Raw genomic sequence first — 24,879 nt, forward strand, 5'->3', positions numbered from 1 at the left:
GCTGCCCCTGACCGAAGCGCAGGGCAAACGTGATTCAGGCCACCGCGCGTTCAGAAGCACGGAACGCCGCAACCTCATCGATCAGCCGTTCCAGATCCCGCTCAACCTGCTGCATCAGGGTGAGGATTGCTTCGCTATCAGGGTGCTGCGCTTCACACAGGCGCTCCAGCTGCGCGCAGCCGGCCACGATGTCCTGTGCCTGCAGAATGCGGGCGCCGCCTTTGATGCGGTGTGCCAGCCGCGCCAGTGTCGCCGGATCGAGTTGCTGTCGCTGTGCGCCGAGTTCGGTCAAATCGTCGATGTAACTCTGGTGCGCTTCTTCCAGCAGCATCGCCCCCATCGCGGGATCGCCGCCGGTCAGTTCACGCAGAATCGAAGTGATCGTGCTTTCGGTTACTTCGCTGGGCAGCGGCCGTACCACCTGCGGCATACCCGCCAACGACATCAGCAGCTGCGAGACCGTCGCCAGGCTCACCGGCTTGAACAAACAATCATCCATTCCCGCCTGTACGCACTTGGCCTTCTCTTCCGGCTGCGCGTTGGCGGTGAAGCCGATGATCGCGCACGGCGCCATGCCGTTCTGCTCTTCTTCCTTGCGAATGGCGCGCGCCATCTCGTAACCGTTCATCACCGGCATATTGCAGTCGGTGATGATCACGTCCACTGGTTGCTCCTGCCACACGCGCAAACCTTCTTCGCCGTTCTCGGCGCTGAACACCACTTGCCCGAACAGCGTCAGCTGCTGGGTCAGCAGCACACGGTTGGCTTGTTGGTCGTCAATCACCAGGATGCGCATTACTGGATGCTCGGTGCCCTGCACTTCTTCCTGCACGACTGCCGCGACCTCCAACGCCGGCAACACGTTGAACGGAATCTCCAGCGTCATTCGGGTGCCCTTGCCCTTTACGCTGCGGGCGGTGATATGACCTCCCATCAGTTCGCACAACGATTTACAGATGGGCAAGCCCAAGCCGGTTCCGCCGCGCGAGGTGTGGCCGTGGTTGGCCTGTGCAAACGGCTCGAACAGCCCGGCCAGTTCGTCTTCGGCAATACCAATGCCGGTGTCCTCCACACGCACGCTGACCAGCAGACGCTCGTCGGCCAGCGGCTTGCCGTCGATGATGATCTTCACCTCGCCGCTGTCAGTGAACTTGATCGCGTTACCGACCAGGTTGGACAACACCTGTTTCAGCCGCATCGGGTCGACCAACACATCGCGGTTGACGATAGCGTCCATCTGCAGCGTCAACGTGATCGCCTTTTGCCGGGCAAGCCCGTCGAATACGCGGACCACTGATTCGACGACTTCGCGCAGATTGCCGCGGCGCGGACACAGGCTGGCGTGACCGGATTCAATCCGCACCACATCCAGAATGTCGCCGATCAACTCCAACAAGCCACGCGCCGAGTCGTAAGCGACTTCAATGGCCGGCTTGTCGAAGCGGCCCTGCTCGGCATGCATCATTGCCAGTTCCAGCATGCCGATCACCGCACTCATCGGGGTGCGGATTTCATGGCTCATCGTGGCCAGGAAGGTGGTCTTTGCGCGGCTTGATTGATCGGCAGCATCGAGCGCGGTGCGCAGATCCTCCATCAGCTCGCGGCGATCGCTGACGTCGATCCAACCGCAGATAACGCCTTTCAGTTGCCCTTGCGAATCGCTATACGGGTGGATCCAGTGATACACGCTCAGAATGCGCCCCGGCAGGTGCAAGGTGCGGTCCATTTCCAGCGGCATCCCGTTTTCAACGACCCACAGGTAATCGTTGTGGAACTGCCGGGCTTCTTCGACATCCAGCTTCACGCCTTCCAGCGATGTCTTGCCAACCACCGCCTCGCGCGTGGCGCCAAACACTTCCAGATAATTGCTGTTGCAGGTCACCAAGCGACCGTCACAGTCGCGCACGTACATCGGGTGCGGCGTGCCGTTGATCAGCGACTCGGTGAAACTGAGCTGCTCACTCAATGCGTTCTCCGCCTGCTGTCGGCGTTTGTACTGCTTGCGGATGTGCAGGTTCCACACCAGCGAAAGCAGGATCAGCAGGAACGCTGCTCCGCCCACTTTGTAGATCAGGCTGCGGTAATCCACCCACGCGGTCCTCGCCAACTCGGGCTTCGGCCGCCAGCGGTTCTGGAAGATATCAATCTCGTCCGGCGGGATCTGCAGCAGCGCCTTCTCAAGGATGGATGCCAGCTCGGTGTCGCCCTTGCGCGTGGCGAACGACAAGCCGGTCGGCATGTCCTGGACAATGCCGGCAACTTTCAGCGCGCCTTCGTGCTGGCTGGTGGTGTAGTACTGGGCAATGGGCAACAGCGCCATTGTTGCGTCGGCCTGACCGCTGGCCACCATCTGCAGTGACGCCGTCATGCTCTCGGAATCAACAAATCGATATGCCCATGCTGGCTGCAGCAGCTCACGCAGTGCATGACCAGCCGGCAACGCAATGCGCTTGCCGCTGCCGATACGGCCGAGAATAGCGATGCGTTCGCCCGGCTTGATGGTCATGTTGATGGCGGTCAGCACCGGCGGATTGGGCTGCATCGGCGGAGCAGGGTAGCTGAAGCCGACTGCTTTCAAAGTCAGCTGGCCGGTCAGTACCGGGCTGGGCAAATAGTCGCAATTGGCATCGCGGTCCACCGGCAGTTCCATCAACTTGTTCAACGAGGTCAGCGCGGCCTTGGCTTGCTGGAAGCGCACGGCCAGACCAATCACCTGGCCCAGCGGCGCGGTGGCGCGACCGGCCAGCATCACGGTGCCGATCAGGGCGCCCATCGTCAGGGTGCCGTCGGTGATCAGATAGACGCCGGTGATCACCAGCGCCACGGTCTGCAGCTGCTGCAGCAACGTCACTACGCCGGTCGCGGCACTGGAGAGCTTGCGTGACTTCATCGAGGTCGCTGACTGCAGCGCGCTGAAGTGCTCCCAGCGGCGTTGCATGTAAGCGTAGCCGCCGGTGGCCTTCAGTGTTTCCAAGCCTTCAACCGACTCAACCAGCACGCCCTGCTTGAGCGAGGACTCGCGCAGGTTCTCCTGCATTACGCGAGCCAGTGGCCATTGGATGCAGATGGAGATGATCAGGATCAGCGGCAGGATCAACAGCGGCACCCAGCCCAATGGCCCGCCGATGAAGAAGATCACGCCGACAAAAAGCAGTACGAACGGTAGATCGGAGATCGCCGCCAACGTCGCCGACGATGCGAAATCGCGCACCGATTCAAACTCACGCAACTGGTTGGCGAAGCTGCCGGAAGAGGCGGGCTTGTGTTCCATTCGCACCGACAGGGCTTGCCGGAACAGCATCGCGCCGAGCACCAGATCCGCTTTCTTGCCGGCGACGTCCAGCAGATGCGCGCGCACGAAGCGGATCATGGCTTCAAACAGCATCGCCACGATCACGCCGATGCCGAGCGACCACAACGTGACGAACGCCTGGTTCGGCACCACGCGGTCATACACGTTCATGGTGAAGAAAATACTGGCCAGCGCCAGCACGTTGGCGACCACGGAAGCAATGGCGGCACTTCGGTAGTAGCGGCGATAGCGCCACAACGTGCTGAGCAGCCAATGACCGTCGGGCGTGGGCAGGGTTTCGCCAGCACGGTTATCGACCTGGGCGCGTGGCTTCACCAAAATGGCGTAGCCGGCGTACATCGCATCCATCTCTTCCTGCGACAGCTCCACGGCTTCGTTGGAGACTTCCGGCAGGATCACCGAATAACGCAGATGACGTTTGTTCTCTTCGTCACGAACTTCGGTGCGGGCCAGCAGGATGCAGCCGCCTTGTTCCTTGCGCAGCAGAACCATCGGCATGACTTGCGCGGGCAGCGAGCGCACGTTGCGCTTGACCACGCCGCCGGTCATGCCCGCGTTGCTCAGCGCGGACAATGCCAACGATGGTGTAAGCATTCCGGCATAAGGCAATCCGGCGAGCAGTGCATCGGTGCTGCGATGCGTTTCGTAGTGATTGCAGATCCAGGACACGCTCTGTAGCAGCGTGTCATTGATACTTGTGGCGTTGTTTGCCAGCAACACAGCGTCGTCGACGTTGGTCGACGTATTGGAGGTGGTCATTGCAGGTTCCTGTGGTGACCGCCTTTTGATGTGCGCGGCTGTCGATTGCGCGATAGGACGTGCTCCGTGAGTCATCCTGCACGGCAGTCGGGGATTTTGATTGGGAAACCCGGTAGAGAAAATAAGATTTGTCTCAAAACGCTACATGTATTAATCGTCCGAATCCTAGTTAAAGTCATGTGTCTATTAACTTGAGCGGATCGTTTGATACCTGCGTCTGATCGTGGGATGAAAGGAAGTCTGGATTGGCGCGGATTTAGGACATGTCCCATGTACATTGAATTGCGCGGCTCTTAGCCTTCGCCATCGCTGATGCATGCGATGGCTGATATGTAGCGCGTAAATGCGCATGGGGTCAGCTTGATCTTTCTGCCAAGCGAATGGTTGCGAGCATTCATTGGAATCTACTTGGGCGTACTGCTTCGGCCGCATGCCCAATGCGTGGTCACGATCATATGGCGCTGGAATGCGCAGCCACCGCAGGGTGATGCATCGCTTCAGCGATTCAGTTGTCGATACGTTATTGCTTGCGTGGCCAGTGCCGCGCGGCAATCTGAAATTTCCGTGCCACCGCAGGTGGTGCATTCAGAGGTGAGTATGCGCAGTTCACGGCCGGGTAACCGACGTCATCAATTTGCTTCGGCGAGGAAGTCGTTGCTTCCGGCATCCGCACTTGCCTTGGCATGCATGGCGCTGTTGAGTTCGCAGGCGTATGCCGATGACGAACTGCTGCAGTTCGAGAAAGTAGCGCCGGAGAAACCAGACAAGGCTGCTGCGGCTGCAAAAATGACGGATGCAGAAGTAGAGAAAGTGGCTGCACAGCTGATCGATTCGCGCCGCTCATCTTCTCTTCAAGTGATTCAGGCTGTGCGTCAAAGTCTGGCGCCGTTGGCCACGCCGCAGCCGGAAACGCCGGCCTTGGAATTCGAGAAAATCGAACGCACGGATACGCTGGTTAAGGGCGCCCGCTATGCGCCGGATGTGCCGACGGCCAAGCTGGGAATGTCGGTGGCAGCGCCAACGTTCGAATCGGCTCCGGCAACGGCGCTCGTGCCAGGCTTGATCGAAACGCCGAAGTTGGATCGCACGGTGCCGGCAGCGTTGCTGTCAGCGACGGGCGCGTCGGTGCCGGGCGAGCGCCAGCTGCGCGATCTGTTCCTGCATGTGGTGGAAGCCGCCGCTGGCCGAAGCCCTACGGTGGCGCGTGCGCTGGCCGAGCGCTCGGCGTCGGAAGCGGATATCGCTGAAGCCAAGGGTCAGCGCTACCCGCAGGTGAACGTGGGCGGCAGTAACTCGGTTGAATTCGGCTCCGGTGGACGCGGCAACAGCAGCGACCCGCGGCTGAGCATTGATGTGACCACGCCCGTGTTTGACTGGGGACGCATCAACAAAACCATCCAGGCGCGTTCGCAGTTGGCGAATGCGGCAGATTGGGCGTTCGAGGCGGAACTGGAATCGTCTGCCTATGAGGTGACATCCAGCCTGGTGGAACTGGGCAAGCAGCGCATCATCGTGGACATCAGCCAGCAGTACGTGGATCGCATGAGCGATCTGGTGAAAATGCTGGAAGGCATTGTTGCGGTGGATGCGGGGCGGGTAAGTGAGTTGACGCAGGCGCGTGCCCGCTTGCTGCAGGCTGAGGCATCGCGGAGCACGGCCGATACGCGTGCGCGCGATATCGAGATCAATCTGCGGCGGATGATAGGGGATCGCCCGCTGCCATCGCTGCCGACCGCGTTGTACTGGGATATCCGGTTGCCGGAACTGCAATGGCTGTTGGCCGAAGCAGTTAATCACCCGGTGATTCGTCAGGCGCAGGCGCAGGCATCGTCGGCGGACCTGCAGGCGGACGTGGTGCGTTCGGCTGCATTGCCCCAGGTCAATTGGGTGGTGGGAAAGGTAACCGGTGAAGACTCAAGCGGGCGCGAGCCGGCATGGAACACTGGCCTGACGTTCTCCTGGGGCGCATTCCGGGGCGGGTCTGCTCGTGCGTCCGAGCGTGCTGCGCGGCAGCGCGCCGAAGCGGGCTGGAAGGCCGCAGAACAGCAGGCGTTGGACTTGGAATACCGCATCCGCGCTGCCAATCATGACGCACGCGCCTTGATCGACCGCTCCGAGTTGTATCGCGGCCTGACGGTGGAAACCAACAAGGTGCGCGAAGCGTTCTACGAGCAGTGGTACCACCTGGGTCGTCGCACCTTGTTGGACGTACTGAGCTCGGAGAGTGAGCACTACAACAACCAGGTGGGCGAGGTGACCAGTCGCTTCGATGGATACCAGGCGGTCATGCGGCAACCCGGTGGTTCGCTTTGCGGTGAGCAACGACACAGCGCCGCTGTCGTACTTCGATTCCGATGGCCGCTTCAGCGGTATCACTGCGGATGTGCTCAAGGCGATCTCGGCCCGCACCGGCCTGGAGTTCAAACAGGACCGTGAAGCGCACATTGGTGGGCAGGTCAATGCATTGGAGCGTGGCGGCGCCGATGTGACGATGCTGATCCCGACGCTGGGCCGCGAGGACCGATTCCGCTTCTCGCGTCCGTTTGTGCAGACCGCCTTTGCGATCATCACCCGTGACAAGCCGGGTGAGCCAGACAGCGCGCTGGCGCTGCGTGGCAAGTCCACGCTGCTGCGCGTCATGTCACGGCTATATGCCCCGGTTGAAGGGCAGATGTTCAGCGACGGCCTGGACGTCAACCAGATCGATCCCGCCGATTGGCGCAAGACCGTGGGCTTTGTCTCGCAGGAAGCGCGGTTGTTCTACGGCTCGCTGCGCGAGAACGTGATGATCGGCAAGCCCGAGGCCACCGCTGAAGAATTCCTGCGCGTACTGCGACTCACCGGCCTGGATCACATTGCCGGCGCGCACCCGCGCGGCATCAACCTGCCCATCGGCGAAATGGGCGAAGGCGTTTCCGGTGGTCAGCGCCAGCTGATCTCACTGGCACGCACGCTGTTGAGCCGACCCAAGTTGCTGCTGATGGACGAACCCACCAGTGCGATGGATTCGCAGACCGAAGCGCTGTTTCTGGATCACCTCAAGCGCGCGATGGAAGGCCAGACTTTGGTCGTGGTCACCCATCGCCCGTCCGTACTCAGTCTGGTGGACCGCATCATCGTGGTGGACGGCGGCAAAATCGTGGCCGACGGCCCGAAGGCGAACGTGATGGCGGCACTGGCGAACACAGCGAATGCCGCGGAAGCCGCACCCGCAGCCCGCTCCAACGACGCTCACGCCGCGCCGACCACCGAATCGGCCAGCGCTCACGCTGTTCCGGCCACACCGGCCGAGCGTAAGCTTCCGCCGCCCAGCATGCGCGTGCAACGCACCAATGTTGCCGCCAAGGAGGCACCGTAATGTTTTCCTGGTTCAAGCGAAACAAAGACACCGGCAACATCAGCAGCAGCGATGCGGCCTTCATGAATGACGTGCAGGAATCGCTGCTCGCGCAAACCACGCCCGGCTCGCGATTGGTGTTGTACATGGTGGTCGCGGTGCTCGTCTCCGGCTTGATCTGGGCGTCCATCGCGCGCGTGGAAGAGATCACGCAGGGCGAGGCCAAGGTCATTTCCAAGAGCCGTGAGCAGGTCATCCAAAGTCTGGAAGGCGGCATTCTGGCCGAGATGAACGTGCGCGAAGGCGACATCGTCAACGCCGGCCAGGTGCTGCTGAAGATCGACCCGACCCGCGCCAATGCCAGCTACCGCGAAGCATTAAGCAAGGTCGTTTCGCTGAAGGCCACCTTGGCGCGCCTTCGCGCCGAAGCCTATGGACAGCCGCTGGAATTTGACGAGCAGGTGCGCGCCGCGCCGGACGAAGTGCTCAACGAGACCCGCGCCTTCAATGCACGGCGTCGTGCGTTGGTCGAAAGCGTCGCCGCGATGGAACGCAGCTACGCGCTGTCCATGCGTGAGATCAGCCTGGCCGAGCCGTTGGCAGCCAAGGGCTTGTTGTCGGATGTCGAACTGCTTCGCATGCGCCGCCAGGCCAATGACATCAAGTCACAGGTAGTCGAACGCCAGAACCGTTATCGCGCCGATGCCAACTCCGAGCTGTTGAAGTTGGAGATGGAGTTGTCGCAGACCAACGAAAATCTGGTCGGCCGCGCCGATGTGGTCGAGCGCACCACCATCGCTGCGCCGGTGCACGGCACGGTGAAGAACGTGCGGGTCAACACCATTGGCGGCGTGATCCAACCTGGCGAGCACATTCTTGAAATCGTGCCACTGGAAGACCAGCTGTTGGTCGAAGGCAAGATCCGGCCCAAGGACGTCGCGTTCCTGCGTCCCGGTTTACCGGCCACGGTCAAAATCACCGCCTATGATTACGCCATCTACGGCGGCTTGACCGGCAAGGTTGAACACATCAGTCCGGATACCTTGAAGGACGATCAGAAGGCCGCCGCAGGGCGCGCCGACGACACCTATTACCGGGTGTTGGTGCTGACCGAGAAGAGTGCGTTGCAGGCTGGCGGCAAGGAACTGCCGATCATCCCCGGCATGGTCGCCTCGGTCGAAATCCGTACCGGTGAAAAAACCGTACTGGAGTACCTGCTCAAGCCGATCCTCAAAACCCGGGAAGCATTCCGCGAACGTTGATTGGGTCACGGGAGCGACCTCGGTCGCGAGGCACGTGATGACGGCAACCCGAACGGCATGCAATTGCAGAATGCCTGCAGCCAATCACGAATGGTCAGCTTCGCGGCTGAAGCCGCTCCTGCAAAAATACGTTCCGTACCAGCTGTTTCCACATCATTACTCACAACAAAAAACCCCCGGCTTTCACCGGGGGTTTTTCGTTCAACACTTATCGCAGATCAAACTCAGGCGTTGACCGAATCGGCCACGTCCTTGTAATCGCTGATCTGGTCGAAGTTCATGTAGCGGTAGATCTCGCTACCGGCTGCATCCAGCACGCCGACGTCAGCCATGTACTCTTCCTTGGTCGGGATGCGACCCAGACGCGAGCAGATCGCAGCCAGTTCGGCCGAACCCAGGTACACGTTGGTGTTGCGGCCCAGACGGTTCGGGAAGTTGCGGGTCGAGGTCGACATCGCGGTGGAGCCTTCGCGGATCTGCGCCTGGTTGCCCATGCACAGCGAGCAGCCCGGCATTTCCATGCGTGCGCCAGCGGCGCCGAAGGTACCGTACACGCCTTCCTTGGTCAGCTCGGAGGCATCCATCTTGGTCGGCGGTGCAACCCACAAACGGGTCGGGATATCGCGCTTGCCTTCCAGCAACTTCGCGGCCGCACGGAAGTGACCGATGTTGGTCATGCACGAACCGATGAACACTTCGTCGATCTTGGCACCAGCCACTTCAGACAGCGTCTTCACGTCGTCCGGGTCGTTCGGGCAAGCCACGATCGGCTCGTGGATGTCGGCCAGGTCGATCTCGATGACGGCGGCGTACTCGGCGTCGGCATCCGGCTCCAGCAGCTGCGGATCAGCCAACCAGGCTTCCATCTTTTCGACGCGACGGGCCAGCGAACGGGCGTCGGCATAACCTTCGGCGATCATCCACTTCAGCAGCGTGATGTTGCTGTTGAGGTACTCGATGATCGGCTCCTTGTTCAGGTGCACCGAGCAGCCAGCGGCCGAACGCTCGGCAGAAGCATCGGACAGCTCGAACGCCTGCTCGACCTTCAGGTCCGGCAGACCTTCGATTTCCAGGATGCGGCCGGAGAAGATGTTCTTCTTGCCCGCCTTGGCCACGGTCAGCAGACCGGACTTGATCGCATACAGCGGGATCGCGTTGACCAGGTCACGCAGGGTCACGCCGGGCTGCATCTTGCCCTTGAAGCGCACCAGCACCGACTCCGGCATGTCCAGCGGCATGACGCCGGTGGCAGCGGCGAAGGCGACCAGGCCCGAACCGGCCGGGAACGAGATGCCGACCGGGAAACGGGTGTGCGAGTCACCACCGGTGCCGACGGTATCCGGCAGCAGCATGCGGTTGAGCCAGCTGTGGATCACGCCGTCGCCCGGACGCAGCGAGACGCCGCCACGGGTGGAGATGAACTCCGGCAGCGTGTGGTGGGTCTTCACGTCCACCGGCTTCGGGTAGGCCGCGGTGTGGCAGAACGACTGCATCACCAGGTCGGCCGAGAAGCCCAGGCAGGCCAGGTCCTTCAGCTCGTCACGGGTCATCGGGCCGGTGGTGTCCTGCGAGCCCACCGAGGTCATCTTCGGTTCGCAATAGGTGCCCGGGCGCATGCCCTGGCCTTCCGGCAGACCACAGGCGCGGCCAACCATCTTCTGCGCCAGCGAGTAGCCCTTGCCGGTATCGGCCGGCTGCACCGGCAGACGGAACAGGTCAGTGACCGGCAGGCCCAGCGCTTCGCGCGCCTTGGCGGTCAGGCCACGGCCGATGATCAACGGAATGCGGCCACCGGCGCGCACTTCGTCAAACAGCACGTCGCTCTTGACCTGGAATTCGGCGATCACTTCACCGTTCTTCAGTGCCTTGCCGTCGTACGGACGCAGCTCGACGACATCGCCGTGCTCCATCTTCGACACGTCCAGCTCGATCGGCAGTGCGCCGGCGTCTTCCATGGTGTTGTAGAAGATCGGGGCGATCTTGGAACCCAGGCACACGCCGCCGAAGCGCTTGTTCGGGATGAAGGGGATGTCTTCACCGGTGAACCACAACACCGAGTTGGTGGCGGACTTGCGGCTGGAACCGGTGCCGACCACGTCGCCGACGTAGGCAACCAGGTGACCCTTGTCCTTCAGCGACAGGATTTCCTGGATCGGGCCGCGCTTGCCGTCTTCTTCCGGCACGAACGGTGCGTCGGGACGCTTGTTCTTCAGCATCGCCAGCGCGTGCATCGGGATGTCAGGACGGGTGGTGGCGTCCGGTGCCGGCGACAGGTCGTCGGTGTTGGTCTCGCCCGGCACCTTGAACACGGTGATGGTCAGGCTCTGCGGCACTTCCGGCTTGGAGGTGAACCACTCGGCATCGGCCCAGCTCTGCAGCACGCCCTGTGCATGGGCGTTGCCGGCCTTGGCCTTTTCCTGCACGTCATGGAACGCATCAAACACCAGCAGCGTGTGCTTCAGGCCTTCCGCGGCGATGGCGCCGACTTCGGCGTCGTCCAGCAGCTGGATCAGCGGCGCGACGTTGTAACCGCCGAGCATGGTGCCCAGCAGTTCGGTGGCGCGCGCACGGCTGATCAGCGCGTTCTTTTCGGTGCCGAAGGCGATGGCGGCCAGATACGAAGCCTTGACCTTGGCCGCGTCATCGACGCCGGCCGGCACGCGGTGGGTGATCAGGTCGAGCAGGAACTCGGCCTCGCCTGCGGGCGGGTTCTTCAGCAGCTCGATGACGTCGGCCGTCTGCTGTGCAGTCAGCGGCAACGGCGGGATGCCAAGCGCGGCGCGCTCGGCTACGTGGTGGCGGTAGGCTTCCAACATGACAACTCCCGGGTATTACGGTTAAAGAATGGATGGGCTCAGGCTTGCGGCACGATCAGCTTCAGGCCCTTGAAGTAGTCGCGATAAAACGTGTCGTTCCAGGTGATCAACCCGTCGCACTGCAGCAGCGCGTGGGCGCCCACCATGAAATCGTCGATGCGGCGGGTTTCGCCGCTGCGCTGGCGGTGGCGGCGATGCATCTCGCCAGCGCGCAATGCGGATTTGGCTTCCAGCGGGCTGAAGTGGACGCCCATTTCTTCCAGTGCTTCCTGCACCTCGGCACCACCGCGCAGCGAGGCGCAGACCTCGGCCAGCGTGGTGCCACAGACGACCACCCGGCCACCGACCAGCGCCTGCCGCAGGCAGGCTTCCACCGCGTCGGCACGCGAGCCATCGCTGAGCAGTTCAATCAGGATCGGAGAGTCGACCGCGATCATGCCTCGCTGGCCTCGTCGCGAACGGTACGCATGGCCTGTTCGGCCGACTCAAACCCGTCCAGCGCGAACTTGCCGCGCGCGCGGGAAATGGCGTCGTCCACACTTTTGCGCAGGATGATGCGGCTGCCGTCCAGCTCAACCTTGAGCTGGGTGCCCTTGGTCAGGCCCAGCGCGTCACGAACCGCCTTGGGCAGGGTGATCTGCCCGCGTTCAGCTACGGTGGCTTCCATGGGACCTCCAATGAAGTATGTACGAATTATACATACTTGCCCCGGCATACCCCAGCCCGCAGCTGACCGCCCAGCCTGCCCCGCAGGCCCGCCACCGTTACATCGGCGCAACAAGCCGTTGCCTAGAATGGCCGCTGCAGCCGCGCCCCGACCGTGAACGCTTCGTCCATACTCGACGGGCATTCATGCAAGGGGCGCAGGCCCCGGAAAGCCCGCGCGGCACCCCAGCCGCGGCAAGCCATCTGTATGTAAAGGAGCAAAGCCGTATGAGCGATTCCTTCTCCACCCGCAGCCAACTGGAGGTTGGCGGCCAGCAGTACACCTACTGCAGCCTTCCCAAGCTCGGCCAGAAATACGACATCTCCCACCTGCCCTACTCGATGAAGATCCTGCTGGAGAACCTGCTCCGGCATGAGGACGGCGGCCAGACCGTCGGCCCCGAGCACATCGAGGCGGTGGCACGTTGGAACCCAAAGGCAGAGCCCGACATCGAAATCGCCTTCATGCCGGCGCGCGTGGTGCTGCAGGATTTCACCGGGGTGCCCTGTGTGGTTGACCTTGCCGCGATGCGCGACGCGGTGGCCAAGCTCGGCGGCAAGGCCGAGCAGATCAACCCACTGATCCCTTCTGAGCTGGTCATCGATCACTCGGTGCAGGTGGATGTCTTCGGACGCGCCGACGCGCTGGACATCAACGGCAAGATTGAGTTTGAACGCAACCGCGAGCGCTACAGCTTCCTGCGCTGGGGCCAGAAGGCGTTCGAGAACTTCAAGGTGGTGCCACCCAACACCGGCATCGTCCACCAGGTGAACCTGGAAAACCTCGCCCGTGTGGTGATGGAGCGGCAGATCGACGGCACCAACTGGGCGTTCCCGGATACCGTGTTCGGCACCGACTCGCACACCACCATGATCAACGGCATCGGCGTGCTGGGCTGGGGCGTGGGTGGTATCGAGGCCGAAGCCGCCATGCTGGGCCAGCCGTCTTCGATGCTGATCCCGCAGGTGGTCGGCTTCAAGCTCAGCGGCAAGATGCCCGAGGGCACCACCGCCACCGACCTGGTGCTGACTGTCACCCAGATGCTGCGCACGCTGGGTGTGGTGGGCAAGTTCGTCGAGTTCTATGGCGAAGGCCTGCAGCACCTGCCGCTGGCCGACCGCGCCACCATCGCCAACATGGCACCGGAATACGGCGCAACCTGCGGCATCTTCCCGATTGACGCCGAGTCGCTGACCTACCTGCGCCTGTCCGGCCGCAGTGAAGCGCAGATCGCGCTGGTCGAAGCCTATGCCAAGGCGCAGGGTCTGTGGCACGAACCGGGCAGCTCGCAGGCGCAGTACAGCGCCACGCTGGAACTGGACATGGGTGACGTCAAGCCGTCGCTGGCCGGGCCCAAGCGCCCGCAGGACCGCGTGCTGCTGGAAGACATGCACGGCAACTTCACCGACGCACTCAAGGGGCTCACTTCCCACCGCGAGCAGCGCAACGGCGACGTTGCCGACTTCATCAATGAAGGTGGCGGTGCAGCCGTCGGCAACGAGCAGTTGGCCAAGGGCCATGCCGACATCGTCATCGGCGACCAACGGCTGCGCTTGAAGGACGGCGCGGTGGTCATCGCCGCCATCACCTCCTGCACCAACACCTCCAACCCGGCGGTAATGCTGGGTGCCGGCCTGCTGGCACGCAATGCGGCGCGCTTGGGCTTGAAGGCCAAGCCGTGGGTGAAGACCTCACTCGGGCCGGGCTCGCGCGTGGTCACCGACTATCTGGAAAAAGCCGGCGTGCTGACCGAGCTGGAGAAGCTGGGCTTCTTCGTGGTGGGCTACGGCTGCACCACCTGCATCGGCAATTCCGGCCCGTTGCCGACTGAAGTCAGCGCCGGTATCGCTGCGGGCGATCTGGTGGTTGCCTCGGTGCTGTCGGGCAACCGCAACTTTGAAGGTCGCGTGCATCCGGAAGTGAAGGCCAACTACCTGGCCTCGCCGCCGCTGGTCGTGGCCTATGCCATCGCCGGCACCGTGCGTATCGACCTGACCAGCGAACCCTTGGGCCAGGACAGCACCGGCAAGGACGTCTACCTGCGTGACATCTGGCCGAGCAACAAGGAAATCGGCGACATGATCGCCGCTACCGTCGGCCCGGAAATGTTCAAGCAGAATTACGCTGACGTGTTCAAGGGCGACACCCGCTGGGCGCAGATTGAATCCCCGGAAGGCCAAGCCTACGAGTGGAACAGCGATTCGACCTACATCAAGAATCCGCCCTACTTCGATGGCATGACCATGGACGTCGGCAGCATCAACGATGTGCACGGTGCGCGCGTGCTGGGCCTGTTTGGTGACTCAATCACCACCGACCACATTTCTCCGGCAGGCAACATCAAGAAGGATTCGCCGGCGGGCCGCTTCCTGCAGTCGCGCGGCGTGCAGCCAGCGGACTTCAACAGCTACGGCAGCCGCCGCGGCAATGACGACGTGATGGTGCGCGGCACCTTTGCCAACATCCGCATCAAGAACCTGATGTTTGGCGGCGAAGAAGGCGGCAATACGTTGTATTACGCCCCAGGCAGCACCACTGGCGAGAAGTTGGCGATCTACGACGCGGCGATGAAGTACAAGGCCGACGGGATGCCGTTGGTGGTACTGGCCGGCAAGGAGTACGGCACCGGCTCATCGCGTGACTGGGCGGCCAAGGGCACCAACCTGCTCGGCGTCAAAGCGGTCATCGCCGAAAGCTTCGAGCGCATCCACCGCTCCAACCTGGTCGGCATGGGCGTGCTGCCGCTGCAGTTCCAGGAAGGCGAGAACGCCGCAACGCTGGGGCTGGATGGCTCGGAAACCTTCGACATCACCGGACTGGACGATGGCCAGGCCAAGAGCGCCACGGTCACCGCGACCAAGGCCGGTGGCATTCAAAAGCGCTTCCAGGCCAAGGTGCTGCTGCTGACGCCGAAGGAAGTGGTGTATTTCCGCAACGGCGGTTTGCTGCAGTACGTGCTGCGGCAGCTAGCGGCGAAGACAACGGCTTGAGTTGTCGTGTCGTAGGTTGAAGCGAAGAACGCCCCTCACGGGGCGTTCTTTTTTCTTACATCAACCCCGAGCCAACCAGCGCGCAGCCATCCGCTGCATGGATTCGTCTTCCTGCAGGGCGATATCCGTCACCAGGCACCACGCCAGATCCAGCGACTCCTCACTGACCGCAAAACGCTCGTCGGCGCCGGCGACCACCACATAGCGCACGTCGTAGTGCCAATGACCCGGCACCTCACGCCGCTCTGGAATCCAGTGCCGGTCCAGATCAAAAATTTCCCGCGACGCCAGCGCCAACCCCGGCAGACCGGATTCCTCGTCGGCCTCGCGCAGCGCCACCGCCGGCAGGTCATGGTCGCCATCGGCGTGCCCGCCCAGCTGTAGCCAGCGCCCAAGCTTGCGGTGATGGGTCAGCAGGGCCCGCTCGCCATCCGCGCTGACCAGCCACGCGCTGCCGGTGAAGTGGCCCTCCAGCCGCTCGCGGGTGAACGGATCCGGCCCCGGCGCGTCCAGCAACGCCAGAAATTCCTGCGCCACATCGCCCTGCGCGGGAACCGCCCGTGCATACTCTTCCAGCGCCAGGCGCAGACTCTGATCCTGTTCAAGCATGACTGTCAGCACATCCCATTGATTTGAGGCAGCGGCCATTATCGCTGTCGATGCTGCACCTGCGCTTGTCGAGTTTGGCCGCCTTTGGCAAGGTAGGACCGTTGCCAGCCGTTCAGTTTCTGGCGCCATCCATTCGCCCCGTCGTTTCCATGCGCCCGGGTGCATTACACAAGTTCGGGAATTAGCGGAATGCTCAAAACACTGTTGAGGGTCAAACCAATCGAACCCACCGCGCACATCGATGCCGGGGAGCCGATTGAAGGCAGCCTGCAAGGCGAAGCCACGCTCAAGCGCACCCTCACAGCCAAGCACCTCATCCTGCTCGGCATGGGCGCGGTGATCGGCGCCGGCATCTTCGTCGTTACCGGCCAGGCGGCCGCCAACCATGCCGGCCCGGCCATCATGCTGTCCTTCGTTCTGGCCGGCCTGGCCTGTGCGTTTGCCGGCCTGTGCTATGCCGAATTCGCGGCGATGATGCCGGTCTCCGGCAGCGCCTACTCCTATTCCTACGCCACCCTCGGCGAAGGCATGGCTTGGTTCATCGGTTGGTGTCTGGTGCTGGAGTACCTGTTCGCTTCGGCATCGGTGGCGGTGGGTTGGTCGGCCTACCTGATCAGCTTCATTACCACCACGTTGCACCTGCCCTTCCCGGATGCGCTGAGCGCCGCGCCCATCAGTTGGGAAAACGGCGAGTTTGTCGCCTCGGGCAAGCTGTTCAACCTGCCGGCCGTGCTGATCATTGGCGCCATCTCCGCCCTGCTCTACGTCGGCGTCACCCAGTCCACCTTCGTCAACGCGGTCATCGTGGCGATCAAGGTCGGCGTGATCTGCCTGTTCGTCGGCTTTGGCGTGATGTATGTCGATCCGGCCAACTGGACCCCGTTCATTCCGGCCAACACCGGCACCTTTGGTGAATTCGGCTGGAGTGGTGTGCTGCGTGCCGCCTCCATCGTGTTCTTTGCCTACATCGGCTTTGATGCGGTCTCCACCGCCGCCGGTGAAACCAAGGACCCGCAGCGGAACATGCCGATCGGCCTGCTCGGCTCGCTGGCCGTGTGCACGCTGATCTACATCATTGTCTGCGCCGTGCTGACCGGCCTGCTGCCGTACAACCTGCTGGGCACCGACAAGCCGGTAGCCACCGCACTGGAACCGTATGTTCAACTAGCATGGCTGAAGACCTGGGTTGAGATCGGCGCCATCGCCGGCCTGTCCTCGGTAGTGCTGGTGATGATGATGGGCCAGACCCGCATCGCCTACACCATCTCCCGCGATGGCCTGCTGCCGCCAGTGTTCGGCAAGGTCCACCCGAAGTTCCGTACGCCCTACCTGAGCACCATTGTCGTTGGCGTGATCGCCGCCGCGCTGGCTGGCTTGGTGCCGCTTGCGGTGTTGGGTGAACTGGTCGCGATGGGCACCCTGCTCGCCTTCGCTACGGTCTGCATCGGCGTGCTGGTGCTGCGCCGGACCAAGCCGGATCTGCCGCGCGCCTTCCGTGTTCCGGCCGTGTGGTTGATCGCTCCGGCTGGCGCGCTGATCTGCCTGGGCCTGTTCGCCATGGCATTTGCCGCGCACTGGCTGGTGTTCGTGCTGTGGACGCTGCTGGGCCTGTGCATCTACTTCGGCTACGGCATCCGCCACAGCAAGCTCAACAAGAGCCCCTGATTCCACTCCATCGCCGGCGCCTAGCGCGCCGGCTTTTTTTTTGCGCCTGCATCGCGCAACGACGAGCGAAGACCCGAATCATGTTCAAGCAACTCTGGGCCACCAAACACCCGCACGCCGCGCATGAAGAGGCCAACGGCCTGAGCCTGCGCCGCACTCTCGGCCCTTGGGGCCTGACCGCACTGGGCATCGGCGCAGTCATCGGCGGCGGCATCTTCGTCATCACCGGCCAGGCCGCGGCCAACCATGCCGGCCCGGCGATCATGCTGTCCTTTGTACTGGCGGCCATCTGCTGCGCCTTCTGCGCCATGGCCTACGCCGAGTTCGCCTCGATGGTGCCGGTGGCCGGCAGCGCCTATACCTATACCTACGCCACCTTCGGCGAGTTGTCGGCCTGGTTCATCGGCTGGATGCTGGTGCTGGAGTACGGCGTGTCCGCGTCCGCCGTGGCGGTGAGCTGGACCGGTTACTTCCTCAGTTTCCTCAACCATTTCGACATCCATCTGCCGGCCGCGCTGGTGAATGCACCGCTGGACGCCCAGCTCAAGCCGACCGGTGCCATCGCCAACCTGCCGGCCGCCGCGCTGGTGCTGTTGCTGACCTGGCTGTGTTACGTCGGCATCAGTAAGTCCTCGGCGATGAACATGGCGATGGTGATCCTCAAGACCGGCCTGATCGTGCTGGTGATTGTTGCCGGCTGGAAGTATGTGGACACCAGCAACTGGACGCCCTTCATCCCCGCCAATGAAGGCCCGGGCAAGTACGGCTTTGACGGCGTGCTGCGCGGCGCGGCGATGGTGTTCTTCGCTTATATCGGCTTTGAAGCGGTGTCGGTGGCCGCACAGGAATCGCACCGGCCGCAACGCGACCTGCCGATCGGCATGCTGCTGTCGCTGATCATCTGCACCGTGCTGTACATCGCCATGGCGGCGGTGATGACCGGTCTGGTGCCGTATCAGCTGCTTGGCACGGCCGAGCCGGTGGTCACGGCGGTGGCAGCGCATCCGCAGCTCGATTGGCTGCGCATCATCGTTGAGATCGGCGCGCTGATTGGTTTGGCGTCGGTGGTGCTGGTGATGGTGATCGGCCAGCCGCGTATCTTCATGATCATGGGCCGCGACGGGCTGTTGCCGCCGGTGTTCACCAAGATCCACCCCAAGTACCGCACGCCGCACATCAACACCGTGATCACCGGCATCGGCATCGCCCTGCTGGCAGCGCTGTTCCCGCTGGATATCCTGGGTGAGCTGACCTCGATGGGCACGCTGATCGCCTTCGCGGCGGTCTGCGCCGGCGTGCTGGTGCTACGCCGCACCCAGCCGGACCTGCCGCGCCCGTTCCGCATCCCGATGGCCTGGCTGATCTGCAGCCTGGGCGTGCTGAGCTGCATCGCGCTGCTGACCGCCATGACCCTGCACAACTGGATGCTGATGGGCGTGTGGACGGCCACCGGCTTCCTCATCTATTTCACCTACAGCATCCGCCACAGCAAGCTCAACGCCGCCAACAAGGCCAAGCGCAGCTGAGCTTCCAGCGGTTGAATGACCACAGCCCGGGCGCCTGACGCCCGGGCTTTTTTGATGGCTCAGGCAAACCCTGGGAAACTCCGTCTGCCCGCCCGCCAGCGGAAACCCTGCGCGATCTGCGCTGTCTTCGATGGCCGGAAGCTGCAGCGCCATATGAAACACCTCCCGGCCCGCAGGCGCCCGGCTTCAGCAAACTCGGGCTTGTTGCCGGGCGCGAGGAACTGGCGGGCGTTCTTAGTAGAATGCCCGGCATGAACGCGCCTTCCGTCCCCTATGACATTGAGCGGCTGAGCCAGCTGGCCCAGTTGCTGATCGACAACATCCGCGACCTTGCCCAATCGGGCTGGACGCCGGCCACCAGCAGTAATTTCTCGCATCGACTGGACGACCAGCACGCAGCCATCACTGTGTCCGGCAAGGACAAGGGGCGGCTGATCGAGAGCGACATCATGGTGGTGGACTTTGACGGCAAGGCCGTCGGCCGCCCGCTGCGTCCGTCCGCCGAAACCCTGCTGCACACCCAGCTGTACGCCCGCTTCCCGGACGTGGGCTGCGTGCTGCATACCCATTCGCCGGTGCAGACCATTGCCTCGCGCCTGTTCGGCGGCCAGGGTCACATCCGCCTGGAAGGCTACGAACTGCTCAAGGCCCTGCACGGCAATGCCACCCACGAAACCGCCGTCGACCTGAAGGTGTTTCCCAACACCCAGGACATGGACGTGCTCGCGGCGCAGGTGGAAGCCGAGCTCGACAAGGGCCCGATGTGGGGCTATCTGATCGACGGTCACGGCCTGTATGCCTGGGGCCGCGACATGGCCGAGGCGCGCCGCCACCTGGAAGCGTTCGAGTTCCTGCTCCATTGCGAGCTGGAACTGCTCAAACTGCGCGCCATTTCCTGATTCCGAATCGGCGCGGGCCTTGCTCGGCCCGTGCCTGATACGCTCCCCTCCCCTACCCATGGAGTCCATCGCCATGAGCCGACTGCGCATCTTCAACGACACCGCTCCGGACGCCCCGCTGCTCGACAGCCGTGACGGCGACGTCATCGCTGCCGAACTGAAAAAAATTGGTGTCACGTTTGAACGCTGGCAGGCAAAACACCCAGTTACTCCGGGCGCCAGTCAGGAAGAAGTCTTCTCGGCCTATCGCGAAGACATCGACCGCTTGGTCGCTGCGCATGGCTTCAAGAGTGTTGACGTGGCCTCGATTGCCCCGGACAACCCCAACCGCGCCGAGATCCGCAAGAAATTCCTCGACGAGCATTACCACAAGGAAGACGAAGTACGTTTCTTCGTCGCCGGCTCAGGCCTGTTCACCCTGCATGTGGATGACAAGGTTTACGAAGTGGAATGCGTGAAGGACGATCTGATCTCGGTGCCGGACGGTGTCACCCATTGGTTCGACATGGGCGAAGCGCCCAACTTCGCCGCCATCCGCTTCTTTACCGAGCCGGACGGCTGGGTCGGCCACTTCACCGGCACCGACATCGCACTGCGCTTCCCGCGCTACGAGCCTAGCGCCAGCTGATGCCAAGCTGAGCTGCTCCAGGCTTAAGCCCCTCTCCCGTTCACGGGAGAGGGGTTGGGGTGAGGGCCGCTTCCAGCTACTGCACCCCAACGCTCGCCAACCAAGCATTCGTGCCCTTAGACGCACCGCGCAGGAATCCCCCGCATGACCATCAAAGCCATCCTCACCGACATCGAGGGCACCACCTCCAGCATCTCCTTCGTCAAGGAAGTGCTGTTCCCGTATGCCCGCAATGCGTTGCCCGGTTTCGTGCGCGACCACGGCAATGAGCCGCAGGTGCGTCAGTGGCTGGATGCGGTCGCCACCGAAATCGCCGCCAGTGCCTGCCAGGACGACGTCATCGTCGAAACCCTGCAGGGCTGGATCGACCAGGATCGCAAGCACACGGCGCTGAAAGCGCTGCAGGGCATGATCTGGGACGTGGGTTATCGCAACGGCGACTACACCGCGCATATGTACCCGGAAGTTGCCGACGTGCTGCGCGGCTGGCATGCCAACGGTTTGCCGCTGTATGTGTATTCCTCCGGCTCGGTGCCGGCGCAGAAGCTGTTCTTCGGCTTCAGTGATGCCGGTGATCTCAACGGTTTGTTCTCCGGCAACTTCGACACCGAAGTAGGCGGTAAGCGCGAAGCCGCCAGCTACGCGCACATTGCCCAGGCCATCGGCATTGCGCCGCAGGAGATTCTGTTCCTGTCCGACATTGTCGAAGAGCTGGACGCCGCACGCGACGCTGGCCTGCAGACCGTGCTGTTGGATCGTATCAACGACTACCCGCAGCCCCGCACCGGCGACGCTACCCACGGGCATACGCGGGTGGAGAATTTCGAGCAGATCACGCTCTGAATCCACGAAGCAGGTTTCACAGATGACGGCCCCGAAAGGGGCCGTTGTTGTTCCAGCTGCCGATGAAGCCAGGCGTGTTCCATCAGAAACTCAACGGCCGTCAGCGACTCCGCGCTTCAACACCAGCACGTCAATGCTGGAGGGCACGCCAAGGCGCGCGGTGAAGCCGTCCCACTGCCCGGCACCACTGCTGACGAACAGCCTCATGTCTTTGACCATGTACTCGCCCCGCACGTAGCCGTGATTGGCCGGCGCCACCACCCAGCGGTCGAAGCCCCACATGTGGCCGCCGTGGGTATGGCCTGAAATCTGCAGGTTGAACGCACCGGTTCCGGCCGCCTCGCGCGCCTGCTTGGGCTGGTGTGCCAGCAGGATGTGTGCATCCCCGCCCCTGCCCGCGGCGATCACCGCCGGCAGGTCCGGCGCCATCCCGCCACGCATGTAGGCGCTGGGCCGCAGGGCCGCCAGGTCGCCCACGCCGGACACCGCCAGCTTGCTGCCGTTGATCGACAGCATGGCGGTCTGGTTTTCCAGCACGCCCAAGCCCATGTCGCGGAAATGCGCCATCCATTGTTTGTAGCCGTGGTAATACTCGTGATTGCCCGGTGCCAGCCACACGCCGTGCGGCGCGCTCAACTTGGCCAAAGGCTCGACGAACACGGCGGTATCCGCCACCTCGCCGTCCACCATGTCACCCGGCAACACGATGATGTCGGGCTTGACCGCCATCACCGCATCGACGATGCGCTGCGTGCGCCACGTGCGCTTGACCGGACTGATATGCAGGTCGGCGAGCACCGCCACGCGCACGCCGTCGAGTTCCGCAGGCAGACGCGGCACGACCACGTCGCGCTCATGCACCTGCGGTGGCTTCAGACCATTCCAGATACCCAGCGTGGCCAGCAGCACAATCAACACCGACGCTGTTTGGTTCATGCGTTTGCCGTGCCACAGCGTCGCCAGCCGCGACTCGCGCGATGCGAAACGTGATAACAACCAACCCAGCGTGCGCAGGATCAAGAACACCAGCAGGATGATGAACATCGCCAGCACCCAGCCGAATACCAGCTGGATCCAGGCTTCCACTGCGTACTCAAACACGTTCATCCGCCACAACGTGGCGAAGCTCAAACCGATCAACGCAAGCGCGAGCGTGGTGCCGATGTGCCAACGGCGCTCGCGCTTGCTCAGAGAAGTGACGGGCCACCACAGCCAAAGGCCGAGCAGCGGCAGGATCAGCGATACGAGTAGGGTCATTTTCGGTAACAGCGGTTGATGCGACGCAGGCGTTGACTGCCGGCGGGCCGCTGGGAGGTTCTCAAGGAATGCCACGTACTTTGACACAGGCATGTTGCTGCGCAGGTGCTGCCGGCTGAATCAGTGCGTTCTTTTTGCGGGTGGATTTTGTTGCTTGCTTCGGTAGCAATTGGTGGTTTCGTGGCTCAAGGGCTGCGGTTCTGCCCTCACCCCAACCCCTCTCCCGCTTGCGGGAGAGGGGCTCGCTGCAATGCAGGCGGACGCGGTTCGAGCAACTGCAGCTTCAAGCCCCTCTCCCGCAAGCGGGAGAGGGGTTGGGGTGAGGGCAAGCGCTTCGCTTTCACTCCATGAACCACAAACCCCAAAAACCAAAGAGGCACCGCTTTCGCGGTGCCTCTCCAAACCCACCTAATGCCAATTACTTGCTCTTGGCAGCAATCCAGCCATCCACCTTCTCTTCCAGCACATCCAGCGGCACCGAGCCGTCCTTCAGCACTTCGGCGTGGAACTCGCGGATGTCGAACGTGTCGCCCAGCTTTTCCTGCGCGCGCTTGCGCAGTTCCTGGATCTTCAACTCGCCGGTTTTGTAAGCCAGCGCCTGGCCCGGCCATGCGATGTAACGTTCGGCTTCGGCAATGGCGTCCGGCTCGCTCACCGAGGAGTTGGCGAACATGTAGTCCAGCACCTGCTGACGGGTCCAGCTCTTGGAATGCAGGCCGGTGTCCACGACCAGACGCACTGCGCGCCACAGCTCACCCTGCAGGCGGCCGAAGTAGCTGTATGGATCGGTGTATACGCCCAGGTCCTTGCCCAGACTTTCCGCGTACAGACCCCAGCCTTCAATGAAGGCCGTCTCGCCACCGAAGCGACGGAACGCCGGCACGCCCTGCAGCTCCTGCTGCAACGCCAGCTGGAAGTGGTGGCCCGGGATGGCTTCGTGCAGGAACAGGTCTTCGGCATCCCACGTCTTGCGCGTCGGCAGGTCGTAGGTGTTGACGTAGAAAATGCCCGGACGGGTGCCGTCTTCGCTCGGCTGCATGTACTCGCCGCCAGCCGCCGACTTGGCACGGAAGGCCTCGATCGGACGGATTTCAAACGCCGCCTTCGGGGTCAGCGAGAACAGCTTCGGCACGCTGGCGTTGACCTTGGCTTCCAGGCCGCGGTAATGCTCCAGCAGCTCCGGCTCGGACTTGAACTCGAACTGCTTGTCGGTCTGCATGAACTTGAAGAAGTCCTGCAGCGATCCCTTGAAACCCACCTGCTCCATCACCGTGCGGATTTCGCCGTGGATGCGTTCCACTTCCTTCAGGCCGATCTCGTGGATCTGCGCCGGCGTCTGCGCGGTGGTGGTGCTTTCCTTGGCGTTGAAGGCGTACCACGCCTGGCCATTGGGCAGCGAATCCAAGCCCACGGTTTCGCGGGTAGCCGGCAGGTATTCGTTGGCGATGAAGTCACGCTGCTTCTTGATCGCCGGCATCAGTTGCTCAGCAATCAGCGTGCGATAGGCGGCGGTCAGACGGTCCTTGTCAGCCTGCGCGAAGTCCGCCGGCATCGACTTGATCGGGCCCCAGAACTGGCTGTCCTCGGCCTTGGCTGCCAGGATGTCGTCAAACTGCGGCACCACTTTTTCCATCAGCACGCGCGGCTGCACCACACCGGCCTTGATGCCTTCGCGCATGTTGCTGATTTCGGTATCCAGCAGCACCGGCATGCGGGCGGCACGCGCCAACCAGTTGTCGTAGTCCTTCACCGTCTTGAACGGCTGCGCCACCTGGCCCGAGCCCAGCATCACCGCATAACTCACGGTCGAGCCCATCTGGTTCACCGGCATCATCCAACCCGGGAATTTCTCGCCTTCCAGCGACTGCTTCTGCTCTTCCACGAAGATGCGGTAGCTGAGCAGGTCCTGCCCGGTCAGGCCGGCGTCGCCGATTTTCTCGACCTTGCCCAGCCACTCGGTGGTGAAGTCGTGACTCTGCTTGCGGAACTCAGCCGAGCCGAAATCCGGCAGCTGGTCGTTGTAGCGGTTGTCGCCCTGGAAGGTCGCCTGCAGCGGGTTCAGCTTGAGCACGCCTTCCCAATAGTCGGCGTACAGCTGGGTCAGCTGCGCGGCCTTGTCGGCTTGTGGGGCCTGGCTTGCCGCATCACCACTGGCCGGCGGCGCAGATGGCGTACAGGCGCCCAGCACGGTGGCCAGGGACAATGAAACGGCAAATGCCAGCGGACGAAGGGTCATGAACGCTTTCCATAAGGGAGAACAAGGCCGCCA

The 24,879-nt window shown here is 62.8% G+C and carries 16 protein-coding genes; 9 read left to right on the forward strand and 7 right to left on the reverse strand.

What is annotated here, in order from left to right:
- Window positions 1-34: 34 nt before the first annotated feature.
- Entirely contained in the window at window positions 35-4,072 is a 4,038-nt protein-coding gene (locus tag ACREP4_RS00515; RefSeq protein ID WP_431594261.1) for an ATP-binding protein, read from the reverse strand.
- A gap of 687 nt (window positions 4,073-4,759) precedes the next feature.
- Between ACREP4_RS00515 and ACREP4_RS00520 the strand changes: the two genes are divergently transcribed.
- Genes ACREP4_RS00520 through ACREP4_RS00530 form a run of 3 tightly spaced genes read left to right on the forward strand, consistent with a single transcriptional unit; the run spans window position 4,760 to window position 8,671 of the window.
- On the forward strand, window positions 4,760-6,508 hold the full coding sequence (locus tag ACREP4_RS00520; RefSeq protein WP_431594262.1) for a TolC family protein: 1,749 nt from the start codon (window positions 4,760-4,762) through the stop codon (window positions 6,506-6,508).
- A complete protein-coding gene (locus tag ACREP4_RS00525) occupies window positions 6,408-7,430 on the forward strand; it encodes an ATP-binding cassette domain-containing protein (RefSeq protein ID WP_431594755.1) in 1,023 nt (340 codons plus the stop codon). The genes ACREP4_RS00520 and ACREP4_RS00525 overlap by 101 nt, the downstream gene beginning before the upstream one ends.
- Window positions 7,430-8,671: an HlyD family type I secretion periplasmic adaptor subunit gene (locus tag ACREP4_RS00530; protein WP_431594263.1), complete on the forward strand. Its 1,242-nt coding sequence runs from the start codon at window positions 7,430-7,432 to the stop codon at window positions 8,669-8,671. The genes ACREP4_RS00525 and ACREP4_RS00530 overlap by 1 nt, the downstream gene beginning before the upstream one ends.
- A gap of 224 nt (window positions 8,672-8,895) precedes the next feature.
- Here ACREP4_RS00530 and acnB read toward each other — a convergent pair whose 3' ends face one another.
- From acnB to ACREP4_RS00545, 3 genes are read right to left on the reverse strand one after another with little or no spacing between them, the layout of a single operon-like run.
- Complete coding sequence (acnB, locus tag ACREP4_RS00535) at window positions 8,896-11,487, reverse strand: bifunctional aconitate hydratase 2/2-methylisocitrate dehydratase (protein ID WP_431594264.1); 2,592 nt, start codon at window positions 11,485-11,487, stop codon at window positions 8,896-8,898.
- A gap of 38 nt (window positions 11,488-11,525) precedes the next feature.
- The gene (locus ACREP4_RS00540; protein ID WP_431594265.1) at window positions 11,526-11,924 is read right to left on the reverse strand and encodes a type II toxin-antitoxin system VapC family toxin; all 399 of its coding nucleotides are present in this window, start codon (window positions 11,922-11,924) and stop codon (window positions 11,526-11,528) included.
- A complete protein-coding gene (locus tag ACREP4_RS00545) occupies window positions 11,921-12,154 on the reverse strand; it encodes an AbrB/MazE/SpoVT family DNA-binding domain-containing protein (protein WP_431594266.1) in 234 nt (77 codons plus the stop codon). The genes ACREP4_RS00540 and ACREP4_RS00545 overlap by 4 nt, the downstream gene beginning before the upstream one ends.
- A 266-nt stretch (window positions 12,155-12,420) precedes the next feature.
- On the opposite strand from ACREP4_RS00545, the gene acnA reads away from it, so the two are divergent.
- A complete protein-coding gene (gene acnA / locus ACREP4_RS00550) occupies window positions 12,421-15,183 on the forward strand; it encodes an aconitate hydratase AcnA (RefSeq protein ID WP_431594267.1) in 2,763 nt (920 codons plus the stop codon).
- A 60-nt stretch (window positions 15,184-15,243) separates the two neighbouring features.
- Here acnA and ACREP4_RS00555 read toward each other — a convergent pair whose 3' ends face one another.
- Complete coding sequence (locus ACREP4_RS00555) at window positions 15,244-15,792, reverse strand: NUDIX hydrolase (protein ID WP_431594268.1); 549 nt, start codon at window positions 15,790-15,792, stop codon at window positions 15,244-15,246.
- 189 nt (window positions 15,793-15,981) lie between these two features.
- Between ACREP4_RS00555 and ACREP4_RS00560 the strand changes: the two genes are divergently transcribed.
- The 5 genes from ACREP4_RS00560 (at window position 15,982) to mtnC (ending at window position 21,353) form a co-directional block, all read left to right on the forward strand.
- Window positions 15,982-17,457, forward strand: coding sequence for an amino acid permease (locus ACREP4_RS00560; RefSeq protein WP_431594269.1), 1,476 nt, complete (start codon window positions 15,982-15,984; stop codon window positions 17,455-17,457).
- Window positions 17,458-17,537: 80 nt separating this feature from the next.
- Window positions 17,538-18,983 (forward strand): amino acid permease, encoded by a 1,446-nt coding sequence (locus ACREP4_RS00565; protein ID WP_431594270.1) that lies wholly within the window; start codon window positions 17,538-17,540, stop codon window positions 18,981-18,983.
- A gap of 251 nt (window positions 18,984-19,234) precedes the next feature.
- Window positions 19,235-19,882: a methylthioribulose 1-phosphate dehydratase gene (locus tag ACREP4_RS00570; RefSeq protein ID WP_431594271.1), complete on the forward strand. Its 648-nt coding sequence runs from the start codon at window positions 19,235-19,237 to the stop codon at window positions 19,880-19,882.
- A gap of 73 nt (window positions 19,883-19,955) precedes the next feature.
- Entirely contained in the window at window positions 19,956-20,510 is a 555-nt protein-coding gene (locus ACREP4_RS00575) for a 1,2-dihydroxy-3-keto-5-methylthiopentene dioxygenase (protein ID WP_431594272.1), read from the forward strand.
- Window positions 20,511-20,654: 144 nt separating this feature from the next.
- On the forward strand, window positions 20,655-21,353 hold the full coding sequence (mtnC, locus tag ACREP4_RS00580; RefSeq protein ID WP_431594273.1) for an acireductone synthase: 699 nt from the start codon (window positions 20,655-20,657) through the stop codon (window positions 21,351-21,353).
- Window positions 21,354-21,443: 90 nt separating this feature from the next.
- Here the strand turns inward: mtnC and ACREP4_RS00585 are convergent, their stop codons facing one another.
- Both ACREP4_RS00585 and ACREP4_RS00590 read right to left on the reverse strand, forming a co-directional pair.
- The gene (locus ACREP4_RS00585; protein ID WP_431594274.1) at window positions 21,444-22,610 is read right to left on the reverse strand and encodes a metallophosphoesterase; all 1,167 of its coding nucleotides are present in this window, start codon (window positions 22,608-22,610) and stop codon (window positions 21,444-21,446) included.
- A 418-nt stretch (window positions 22,611-23,028) separates the two neighbouring features.
- Window positions 23,029-24,846, reverse strand: coding sequence for a DUF885 domain-containing protein (locus ACREP4_RS00590; protein ID WP_431594275.1), 1,818 nt, complete (start codon window positions 24,844-24,846; stop codon window positions 23,029-23,031).
- Window positions 24,847-24,879: the final 33 nt, after the last annotated feature.

The sequence above is a fragment of the Stenotrophomonas sp. genome, assembly GCF_050737575.1.
In the GTDB taxonomy this organism is placed as follows: Bacteria; Pseudomonadota; Gammaproteobacteria; order Xanthomonadales; family Xanthomonadaceae; genus Stenotrophomonas.

What these genes read in the sequence shown, in the direction of transcription:
- ACREP4_RS00530 (WP_431594263.1), top strand. Translation starts at nt 7,430, where the DNA reads ATGTTTTCCTGGTTCAAGCGAAACAAAGACACCGGCAACATCAGCAGC.
- ACREP4_RS00540 (WP_431594265.1), bottom strand. Translation starts at nt 11,924, where the DNA reads ATGATCGCGGTCGACTCTCCGATCCTGATTGAACTGCTCAGCGATGGC.
- ACREP4_RS00570 (WP_431594271.1), top strand. Translation starts at nt 19,235, where the DNA reads ATGAACGCGCCTTCCGTCCCCTATGACATTGAGCGGCTGAGCCAGCTG.
- ACREP4_RS00585 (WP_431594274.1), bottom strand. Translation starts at nt 22,610, where the DNA reads ATGACCCTACTCGTATCGCTGATCCTGCCGCTGCTCGGCCTTTGGCTG.
- ACREP4_RS00560 (WP_431594269.1), top strand. Translation starts at nt 15,982, where the DNA reads ATGCTCAAAACACTGTTGAGGGTCAAACCAATCGAACCCACCGCGCAC.
- ACREP4_RS00555 (WP_431594268.1), bottom strand. Translation starts at nt 15,792, where the DNA reads ATGCTTGAACAGGATCAGAGTCTGCGCCTGGCGCTGGAAGAGTATGCA.
- acnB (WP_431594264.1), bottom strand. Translation starts at nt 11,487, where the DNA reads ATGTTGGAAGCCTACCGCCACCACGTAGCCGAGCGCGCCGCGCTTGGC.
- acnA (WP_431594267.1), top strand. Translation starts at nt 12,421, where the DNA reads ATGAGCGATTCCTTCTCCACCCGCAGCCAACTGGAGGTTGGCGGCCAG.
- ACREP4_RS00520 (WP_431594262.1), top strand. Translation starts at nt 4,760, where the DNA reads ATGGCGCTGTTGAGTTCGCAGGCGTATGCCGATGACGAACTGCTGCAG.
- ACREP4_RS00590 (WP_431594275.1), bottom strand. Translation starts at nt 24,846, where the DNA reads ATGACCCTTCGTCCGCTGGCATTTGCCGTTTCATTGTCCCTGGCCACC.
- ACREP4_RS00545 (WP_431594266.1), bottom strand. Translation starts at nt 12,154, where the DNA reads ATGGAAGCCACCGTAGCTGAACGCGGGCAGATCACCCTGCCCAAGGCG.
- mtnC (WP_431594273.1), top strand. Translation starts at nt 20,655, where the DNA reads ATGACCATCAAAGCCATCCTCACCGACATCGAGGGCACCACCTCCAGC.
- ACREP4_RS00515 (WP_431594261.1), bottom strand. Translation starts at nt 4,072, where the DNA reads ATGACCACCTCCAATACGTCGACCAACGTCGACGACGCTGTGTTGCTG.
- ACREP4_RS00565 (WP_431594270.1), top strand. Translation starts at nt 17,538, where the DNA reads ATGTTCAAGCAACTCTGGGCCACCAAACACCCGCACGCCGCGCATGAA.
- ACREP4_RS00575 (WP_431594272.1), top strand. Translation starts at nt 19,956, where the DNA reads ATGAGCCGACTGCGCATCTTCAACGACACCGCTCCGGACGCCCCGCTG.